The following is a 9,708-nucleotide window of genomic DNA, read 5'->3' as shown; positions in this document are numbered from 1 at the left end:
ATATAAATACAGTTCCTGGCGAAAGTGATACTTTTGCTGAAGAATCACAGCCTAACGAGGTGAGACAAAATATACCACACAAAGAATAGGTACATTTTGACTAAACACTCAATGAGCCGGCTGAGACAAAATGTCTCAACCGGTTTTTTTATCCCTACTATTTGTCAGTAAAATTGATAACCTATTGATTTTTAGTTGATATTTTATTGGTATGACACTTGCTATCTGTTGCTCAATACCAATCTGATTGAAGTTAGTACGGACGCACTGCGTAGTATTCATCGCCTATAGATGGCGGAATAAGAATGCTCATTGATAAGTTAATCAGCAGAATCTCCGGCGCTAACTACACTAAGAGATGGAAAAGACTATCCATGTTCATAAATGGAATTGAGCAATGCTGAAACAATTATTAGAACAAGCAACTTCCAATAACGGTAAAGCGAGGCTGTACGCTTTCGAAAATACCGTAGAGTTGACCAATCTTATTCCACCAACCGTAAGCTATGAAAGCGGCGGTAATACTTTGATTGTGGGCCCAACAGCAATCATCGAAAGTGCGGCAGCGCAATTGTCGCAAATGAACAGCCTAACGCTGCTTTCTACCGATGGCGAAAAGGGCACAAATCCCGAGCTTTATTACGCCAATTCGGTTCAGGTTTCAGGGTTCTTAGGTACGTTTGAAGTTCTGATTGAAAATCATGGTTCGACCAACAATCTTGCCAAGGTCGCGATCAATAGCGATTGTTTCGATATCGTACTCGATCTTTGCCTTAACAGCTGCATGTCGGAAGAAGTCCCAGTACCGGGCTACTACCCAGTAGGTCGTGGCTATCCGAAACTGGCTGAAGCGTTGGAAGAGATTCCAACCTTAATGGGGACGTTCGATAAACCGAAATTCTTCCGTTTAGATACCGATTTATGTGCACACAGCTCTCGTGGCGTAAAAGGTTGCGAACGGTGTGTGGATGCTTGTCCGGCAGGGGCACTATCGAGTGAAGGCAGCGACAGAACGGGCCATCGCATCGAGATCAACCCATACCTATGTCAAGGCGTGGGGACTTGTGCTACAGCGTGTCCGACAGAAGCGATTCATTACGCACTGCCAAACCCTGAAGATACGCAAAAGTTTATTGAACGTACGCTCGCCAACTATGAGCAAGCGGGTGGTTTAGATCCTATCGTATTGATTTGCAGTTCTCGCCACGAGAGCTACAACGTGATGGCACTAAAAGCACTGCCAGATAATGTGATTCCAATTGTGGTGGAAGAACTGCCTTCGGTTGGTATTGATACTTGGTTCGCCGCGCTTGTGAATGGTGCTACTCAGGTGCTGTTTGCGGCTTCACGTTTTATGCCTCAAACCATTATTCGTGTGCTTAATAGCGAAGTAGGTAGGTATTGCTCAAGAGCTGCTCGGTCAGCTTGGTATCGCCAAAGAAACCATCGACATTCTGTATCTAGAGTCACTACGTGAAGGTGCTCCGACACTTTGTACCGAGTCTTTTGATTTGGCATTAGGAGACTTGCAAGGCAACAAACGTCAGCGTCTATTTACGGCGTTGGATGCGTTGTCCGCATCACGTATTCCAGTTGAGAACATTGTTGAACTTCCAGCGAACGCACCTTACGGCACAGTCTCTTGTGAAAGTAAAGGTTGTACGTTGTGTATGAGCTGTGTGGCGGTGTGTCCAACACGTGCATTGCATACGGACGGTCGATCTCCGTCGCTTAAATTCGTCGAGCAAGACTGCATTCAATGTGGGCTGTGCGAGAAAGCGTGTCCAGAGAAAGTGCTGACGCTTACTCCTCGTATGAACTGGGTGAAAGAAGAACGCCAGAAAGCGGTTGTGATTCATGAAGAAAAGGCAGCCGAGTGCATTCGTTGTCACAAGCCCTTTGCTCCGCAATCGATGATCGACATGCTACAAAACAAGTTACGCGGTCACTCTCATTTCTCTGATGAAGCGGCGATCAATCGTATCGCGATGTGTGAAGACTGCCGTGTGATCGACATGTTTGAGTCGATGGCAGAAGACCCAATGAAACAATTAAAATACTAGGAGCTCGAAGTGGACACACAACAAGAACAAACACTGAGAACAGACATTTATCTCGTTCTATCTGCACTTTTTCGTAGTGCGCCTAGTGATGAAATGCTGGCGTTCCTGAAATCGCTAGAAATTGAACCGTCTGAGAGCGCGATGCAAAAAGCTTGGCTCGCACTGCAACAAGCCGCGAACGAAGCGCAGCGAGAAGCGTTAGAAGAAGAATATCAAGATCTGTTTATTGGCATTGGACGTGGTGAAGTTGTGCCATTCGGATCTTGGCATCGCACTGGCTCGATGATGGAAAAACCGTTAGCGGAAATTCGTCGCGATTTGGATCTTTTAGGCATCGAACGAGAAGAGAACGTGAAAGAGCCTGAAGACCATATTTCTGCACTGTGCGAAGTGATGGCAATGCTGACAGGTGAAGAGGAAGAACTTCAACAAGCGGTGTTTAACAAACACATCGCCCCTTGGTTCCAATCTTTTACGCGCCAACTAGAGAGCGCAGAAAGCGTGAACTTCTACAAGCCAGCTGCACAGCTTTGCGACGCGTTTTTAACGTTAGAGCAAGTGCGCTTTAGCGTGAACACCAAAAGCAGTAAGAACAAATTAAAAATTGATGTGAAAAACGTCACTGATTACGAGTAATCGAGCAGTACTTGGTCATATCGATAGAGAGGCATGAGTCTCCAAAGATCTACCGTAAGGTAAGGAAGCAATGATGAAAGATAATAAAGAAATAAACACGAGCCGTAGGGATCTCCTAAAAGGCTTCACAACCGCTGCCGTTGCCGGTGCTGTTGTTGCGGGAACCACGAAAGTGGCCGTTGCTTCAGAAACGGTTGAGCCTTCTGAAAAAGACGTGAAGAAGAAAGGGTATCGTGAAACACAACACATTCGCGATTACTACGACACACTTTAGGAGATAACGGATGAAACTTGTCAAACGCTCCGACAGTGTGAGCAAAGAAACGAACCAGCTTGGCGTATCTCGTCGTGCATTCATGAAAAACACTTCGCTTGCCGCTGGTGGTGCAGTGGTTGGTGCTAGTCTATTCGCATCGGGAATGATGAAAAAAGCGCAAGCAAAATCAGTCGATCCAGAAGCGAAAACAGAAGTAAAACGTACTATCTGTTCTCACTGTTCAGTGGGTTGTGGTATTTACGCAGAAGTTCAAAATGGTGTTTGGACGGGTCAAGAGCCTGCATTCGACCACCCATTTAACGCCGGTGGTCACTGTGCAAAAGGCGCAGCACTACGTGAACATGGCCACGGTGAGCGCCGTCTTAAATACCCAATGAAGCTTGAAAAAGGTAAGTGGAAAAAGCTTTCTTGGGATCAAGCGATCGAAGAAATCGGTAACAAGGTGATGGACATCCGCAAAGAGTCTGGCCCTGATTCGGTTTACTTCTTGGGAAGCGCAAAGCACAGCAACGAACAAGCGTACTTGTTCCGCAAAATGGCATCACTTTGGGGCACTAACAACGTTGACCACCAAGCGCGTATTTGTCACTCAACAACCGTGGCGGGTGTAGCAAACACTTGGGGTTACGGTGCGATGACCAACTCTTTCAATGACATGCACAACTGTAAGTCGATGCTGTTCATTGGTTCAAACCCAGCTGAAGCACACCCAGTGGCGATGCAGCACATTCTGATCGCGAAAGAGAAGAACAACTGTAAGATCGTCGTAGCGGATCCTCGTCGTACACGTACGGCAGCAAAATCGGATCACTATGTATCACTTCGTCCTGGTTCTGACGTAGCATTCATTTGGGGTGTGTTGTGGCACATCTTCGAAAACCAATGGGAAGATAAAGAGTTCATCCGTCAACGTGTATTCGGTATGGATGAGATCCGTGCTGAAGTGGCGAAATGGACGCCAGCAGAAGTTGAGCGCGTAACAGGCGTAAGAGAAGAAGACGTTTACCAAACAGCAAAACTGCTTTCTGAAAATCGCCCAGGCTGTATTGTTTGGTGTATGGGTGGTACTCAGCATACTACTGGTAACAACAACACACGTGCTTACTGTGTGCTTGAGCTAGCGCTTGGTAACATTGGTAAATCAGGCGGCGGCGCAAACATCTTCCGTGGTCACGATAACGTACAAGGCGCAACCGACCTTGGCGTACTTTCTGACACGCTACCGGGCTACTACGGCCTTTCTGAAGGCGCTTGGCGTCATTGGTCAAAAGTGTGGGAAATCGATTACGAATGGATCAAAGGTCGTTTCGATGACAACGCTTACAGCGGTCAGAAACCAATGCACAGTGCAGGTATTCCTGTATCTCGTTGGGTTGATGGTGTACTGGAAAACAAAGACAACATTCGTCAGCGCGAAAACATCCGTGCAATGTTCTACTGGGGACACGCAGTGAACTCTCAAACACGTGGTGTTGAGATGAAAAAAGCGATGCAGAAGTTGGACATGATGGTGATTGTGGACCCTTACCCAACGGTTGCTGCGGTAATGAACGACCGTACCGACGGCGTTTACCTGCTTCCTGCAACAACACAGTTTGAAACACACGGCAGCGTTACCGCATCTAACCGTTCCCTACAATGGCGTGATCAGGTGATTGAACCTTTGTTTGAATCAAAACCAGACCACGAAATCATGTACCTGCTTTCGAAGAAACTGGGCTATTCCGATCTTCTGTTCAAAAACATCCGTGTTGAAAACAACCAGCCGGTGATTGAAGACCTAACGCGTGAATTCAACAAAGGCATGTGGACGATTGGTTACACAGGCCAAAGCCCAGAGCGTTTGAAAGCGCACCAACAAAACTGGCATACGTTCCACAAAACCACATTGGAAGCGGAAGGTGGTCCTGTCAACGGTGAAACATATGGTCTACCTTGGCCATGCTGGGGCACACCAGAAATGAAACACCCAGGTACACACATTCTGTACGATACGTCTAAGACGGTTGCAGAAGGTGGCGGTAACTTCCGTACGCGCTTTGGTGTGGAATTTGAAGGCAAGAGCCTTCTTGCAGAAGACAGTTATTCGAAAGGCTGTGAAATCAAAGACGGTTACCCAGAGTTCACTGACAAGTTGTTGAAACAACTTGGTTGGTGGGACGACTTAACTGCTGAAGAGAAAGTGGCAGCAGAGGGTAAAAACTGGAAGACTGACCTTTCTGGCGGTATTCAGCGTGTCGCGATCAAGCACGGTTGTATTCCATTTGGTAACGCGAAAGCGCGTGCGATTGTTTGGACGTTCCCAGACCGTGTGCCACTGCATCGTGAACCACTTTACACACCACGTCGTGACCTTGTAACGGACTACCCAACTTGGGAAGACAAAGATGCAATCTTCCGTGTACCTACGTTGTATAAATCCATTCAAGAGCAAGACAAATCGGGCGAGTACCCAATCGTTCTGACTTCTGGTCGTCTGGTTGAATACGAAGGTGGTGGTGAAGAAACGCGTTCAAACCCATGGCTTGCCGAGCTTCAACAAGAAATGTTTGTCGAAGTAAATCCGAAAGACGCGAACGACCTTGGTTTCAGAGATGGTGATGATGTTTGGGTAGAAGGTGCAGAGAAGGGACGAATCAAGGTGAAAGCGATGGTAACACGTCGTGTGAAACCTGGTTTGGCGTTCATTCCGTTCCACTTTGGCGGTAAGTTCGAAGGTGAAGACCTACGTCCTAAATACCCAGAAGGTACACAGCCTTACGTTGTTGGCGAATCGGCCAACACGGCAACCACTTACGGTTACGACCCGGTTACCTTGATGCAGGAAACCAAAGTAACCCTATGTAACATTCGTAAAGCGTAAGGAGTCTGACAATGGCACGAATGAAATTTCTATGTGACACCAAGCGCTGTATCGAGTGTAACGGCTGTGTTACTGCATGTAAGAACGAAAACGACGATGCGCTTGAATGGGGCATTCAGCGTCGCCGCGTGGTAACACTAAACGACGGTGAAGCTGGTGAAAACTCTATCTCTGTTGCTTGTATGCACTGTACCGATGCGCCTTGTATGGCAGTTTGTCCAGCTGATTGTTTCGAACATACTGAAGACGGCATCGTTCTTCACAATAAAGATCTGTGTATCGGTTGTGGTTACTGTTTGTTTGCTTGTCCGTTTGGCGCACCTCAATTTCCTAAACAAGAGGCGTTTGGTGAACGTGGCAAAATGGATAAATGTACTTTCTGCGCGGGCGGCCCAGAAACAGAGCCTGGCTCTGAGGAAGAACGCCAAAAGTACGGTGCGAACCGTATCGCAGAAGGCAAGTTACCGATGTGTGCATCGCTTTGTTCAACCAAAGCGCTGCTTGCGGGTGACGCAGAGAAAGTCTCTGACATTTTCCGTCAACGTGTGGTAGAACGCGGCGCGAAAAACGCAGGTTGGACAGACGGAAACGATCTTTCTTACGATGCGACGAAAAGCTAAGTAAGGAGAGGCACATGTTAAACACGCTTAAACGTGCATCTCTAGCAATGTTGTCAATGATGACGGCATTGCTGCTGACTTTTGCAATGCCTGCTTCAGCAGAGGGACAATCTTCTAAAGTTATTCAACAGGAGATCACGCAACTCGCCGGGGCAGACTATTGGCGCGAAGTCAGAGAGGGGCAAGAAGGCTACACCACGTCTCAATCGCCAGAACATGGCGTATTGATCAGTAAACCTGGTGAGACTTGGTACATTCTAAAAGAAAAATGGATGTCTCCTGCTGGTGCTGTCGCGATTTTCGGCAGTATTGCAATGGTAATCATGGCTTACGTATTCGTTGGTCCTTTGATGCTTAGCAAGCCGCGTACTGGTAAAAAAATGAAGCGTTGGTCTCGTTTAGACCGCGCGCTTCACTGGAGTATGGCGTTTACATTCTTAACGCTGGCATTCAGTGGTTTGATGCTGGTTTACGGTAAGCACTTCTTAAAACCGTACGTTCCTACTGAGTTCTGGGGCTTTATCGTCATGTTGGCGAAGCAGTACCACAATTACATGGGACCATTGTTCTTCATTTTACTGATGCTCGTGCTCTTTAAATGGTGGCGCAAGTCGATTCCAAACATGACAGATGTTCGTTGGTTTATGAAAATGGGCGGCATGGTTGGTAAACACAAAGGCACACATCCGTCAGCTGGTTTCTCAAACGGTGGTGAGAAGGCAATCTATTGGTTGTTAATCTTCTTTGGTGCTATCGCGGCAGTGAGTGGCTTAGTTCTGGACTTTCCTATCTTTGGCCAAACTCGCCGTGACATGGAGCTTTCTAACTTAGTTCATGCGATTTCGGCGCTGATTCTAATCTGTGGCTTTATCTTCCACATCTATATTGGTCTATTCGGTATGGAAGGTGCGCTAGAAGGCATGGTGACAGGTGAAGTTGATGAAACATGGGCGAAAGAGCATCACGATCTTTGGTATGAGGAAGTGAAGTCCAAAGAAGCGATGGGTGAAACAGATACGGCACAAACGGAAGTAAAAGGAGCGAAAGCGAATGAACAAACCTCATAACGGGATTTGGGTTGCGTACATCCTGAGCTGTCTGACCCCGTTTACGTTTCTGATCTCAGGCGTTATCGCAATTATCTATGCGGGTTACCGATTAGATAAGGGAGAAGACAGCGACGTAGTGATTTCTCATTACTACGGTTTAATTCGCACCTTCTTTCTCTACCTGACGTTTTTTGTTGTGTTGATCGTCACCGTCGCGACTTCTAACGGTGTACTCGTTGGCGTGAGTGATTATTGGTTGCATAGTACTTTGCTTGAAACCATCGCTTACTTTATTCCTTGGGTAGGGATGGTGTTTGCTGCATTAGCCATCTTGGTGTGGTTTATGCGAATGTTTCAAGGGATGCAGCAACTGCTCAATAACCAACCACACAGACCATCGACAGGTCCAAACCTTTAATCAGTATTCTTTAAGCAAAACCGCCGTAATAGGCGGTTTTTTTGTTGCTGTTTTGTCTCAAATATGAAGCGTTGAGTCGCAGTGGTGATACTTGATGCAACTTATTGAGTGAATTTACGTAACTGGGCAGAAAATCATAGTTAAGTAAGAAACATGTAAAAAAATCGCGTCACGATGAGACATTAGTCTCACTCACGGTATTGTTCATTTACTCAGGATTCATCGTCCCGTTAAAGTACGCTGCGCTCAGAAATTCAAAGAGTTGCATACGTGAAAATTGCCATCAATACATTCAGTCTACGCATACAGAGGAATCTCTATCGGAGGATGTTTGATTAAGGCATCTTGCTCTCACAAATAAAAAGAGCGAAACGAGCATTAAATGATGCGGCAAGGTAAGAAAAGGACAAACACGTTACGGCTATGATCCCTCAATTCGTCATTCCTATCACGAATCGCTTTGGCGAAAGTTATCACTTCTCTGGTCAGTTACTTACTAGCGGCGAACCTAAAACATTCGTGACCAAACAAGAGGCAATAGAGTTTCTTGAGAGCTTTGGTGAGCTTGACCTTCGCTCTGTCGAGGACTTGTTCTATACGATTGGTCAATTCAAGCCAAACATACCTGACGGTGAGCTTACTTCCCAACACTATAATTCAACGTTTGCCAATGCTTTGGTGAACGGTGATTTGCATGTCGCTCGAATTGTACCTACCGGCGAAAACTACGCACTCTCGTCAGCGGTTACGCCTCCACCGACTCAAAATACCGTCAATGCAAAACCATCGAAGGGAAAGGGGAAGTCGAATAAAAAGAGTGGCAGAAGTGCTGCATCCGCCAAGCCTCAGCAACAAAGCAGCGAAAAACATGAGAAAGCCGGTGATCCTGTATCACTTGTGACGGGTGAAGAAATTCTCGAACTCTATGATATCGAGCTACAACAAGGTACTACTTGGCAGCGTACTTACCGCTCTTCGCAGTCGGATGTAAATCATGGAATGGGCTTTGGTTGGCGACATGCATTTCAGTTTGAATTACGCGAAAAGACGGACGAGAAAGACAATGTTATCGCTTGGGAGTTTGTTGACGATAAGGCCGATATCACAGAATTTGAGCCAGTAGATATTGGAGCAACAAGTTACCAGATATACGCTGGTGCGAGCTGTTATTTCCTAAATTCAGCAACTCGGATCGTGACGCTCGCTAGTGGGCATCAATATCGATTTGAACAGAAAGATGATCGTTGGGTTGTTAAACAAGTCAGAAATGGCACGTTTTCAACGTTTCAACTGCAGTATTCTCGAAACCATCGATTGATCGAGATTGCATACAACAAGCGTCCGGTTCTTGAATGTCAATATGATAAGCAAGGACGCCTTGTAGAACTGCTAAATGCAAAGTCCCAAAAAGTTCTGACAACTTATACCTATGATGAGCACGATGATTTGGTCAGTGCAACTAATCATTTAGGCTTAAAGGAACAGTATCAATACCGCGGGCATTTAATTGTTAAACGTGTACGACCAACTGGCTTTACTCATTATTTTGAATGGGATGGCGAAGGTGCAAAAGCGAAATGCATCAGAAACGTTGGGGACGCAGGAATTTATGACTATCGCTTCCATTATCAAGGAAATCACTCTTCTTATTCTGACTCGTTAGATCATCAATGGTCTTTCTTGCATGACGAGCAGGGTAACTTACTCGAGAAAATAAGCCCCACAGGTAGAACTTGGCGATGGCAATATGATGAATTAGGGCGAAAAGCGCAAGCTATCTAT

At 46.3% G+C, this 9,708-nt stretch carries 7 protein-coding genes and 1 pseudogene; all 8 read left to right on the top strand.

All coding sequences use genetic code 11. The features are described 5' to 3' along the window. Nucleotides 1-397: 397 nt before the first annotated feature. A pseudogene (locus CAG68_RS00635) lies at nucleotides 398-2,063 on the top strand (4Fe-4S dicluster domain-containing protein). A gap of 9 nt (nucleotides 2,064-2,072) precedes the next feature. Further along, nucleotides 2,073-2,699 carry a TorD/DmsD family molecular chaperone gene (locus CAG68_RS00630; protein WP_017820684.1) on the top strand — a complete coding sequence of 209 codons (627 nt, stop codon included), beginning with the start codon at nucleotides 2,073-2,075 and terminating at the stop codon, nucleotides 2,697-2,699. A 73-nt stretch (nucleotides 2,700-2,772) separates the two neighbouring features. Further along, nucleotides 2,773-2,973: a twin-arginine translocation signal domain-containing protein gene (locus CAG68_RS00625; RefSeq protein WP_005396171.1), complete on the top strand. Its 201-nt coding sequence runs from the start codon at nucleotides 2,773-2,775 to the stop codon at nucleotides 2,971-2,973. Between the two features lie 10 nt (nucleotides 2,974-2,983). After that, nucleotides 2,984-5,839 carry a formate dehydrogenase subunit alpha gene (locus CAG68_RS00620; protein WP_161440658.1) on the top strand — a complete coding sequence of 952 codons (2,856 nt, stop codon included), beginning with the start codon at nucleotides 2,984-2,986 and terminating at the stop codon, nucleotides 5,837-5,839. A gap of 11 nt (nucleotides 5,840-5,850) precedes the next feature. Continuing rightward, a complete protein-coding gene (gene fdh3B, locus CAG68_RS00615) occupies nucleotides 5,851-6,459 on the top strand; it encodes a formate dehydrogenase FDH3 subunit beta (RefSeq protein WP_005377536.1) in 609 nt (202 codons plus the stop codon). A gap of 14 nt (nucleotides 6,460-6,473) precedes the next feature. Then, nucleotides 6,474-7,526, top strand: a complete 1,053-nt coding sequence (locus tag CAG68_RS00610; protein WP_086046761.1) for a formate dehydrogenase subunit gamma — start codon at nucleotides 6,474-6,476, stop codon at nucleotides 7,524-7,526. Next, a complete protein-coding gene (locus CAG68_RS00605; protein ID WP_005377532.1) occupies nucleotides 7,510-7,926 on the top strand; it encodes a membrane protein in 417 nt (138 codons plus the stop codon). The genes CAG68_RS00610 and CAG68_RS00605 overlap by 17 nt, the downstream gene beginning before the upstream one ends. A 423-nt stretch (nucleotides 7,927-8,349) precedes the next feature. After that, nucleotides 8,350-9,708, top strand: a 1,359-nt coding sequence (locus CAG68_RS00600) for a DUF6531 domain-containing protein (RefSeq protein WP_161440657.1), incomplete at its 3' end; no start/stop codon positions are given.

The sequence above is a fragment of the Vibrio sp. V42_P2S4T144 genome (genome assembly GCF_009904715.1).
GTDB classification, from domain to species: Bacteria; Pseudomonadota; Gammaproteobacteria; order Enterobacterales; family Vibrionaceae; genus Vibrio; species Vibrio alginolyticus.
Note: the sequence above shows the minus strand (reverse complement) of the source record. Positions and strands in the feature narration are given on the sequence as shown.

Bases quoted from the DNA above. Each gene is read 5' to 3' on its own strand.
- CAG68_RS00605 (WP_005377532.1), top strand. From the start codon at position 7,510: ATGAACAAACCTCATAACGGGATTTGGGTTGCGTACATCCTGAGCTGT.
- CAG68_RS00610 (WP_086046761.1), top strand. From the start codon at position 6,474: ATGTTAAACACGCTTAAACGTGCATCTCTAGCAATGTTGTCAATGATG.
- CAG68_RS00625 (WP_005396171.1), top strand. From the start codon at position 2,773: ATGAAAGATAATAAAGAAATAAACACGAGCCGTAGGGATCTCCTAAAA.
- fdh3B (WP_005377536.1), top strand. From the start codon at position 5,851: ATGGCACGAATGAAATTTCTATGTGACACCAAGCGCTGTATCGAGTGT.
- CAG68_RS00620 (WP_161440658.1), top strand. From the start codon at position 2,984: ATGAAACTTGTCAAACGCTCCGACAGTGTGAGCAAAGAAACGAACCAG.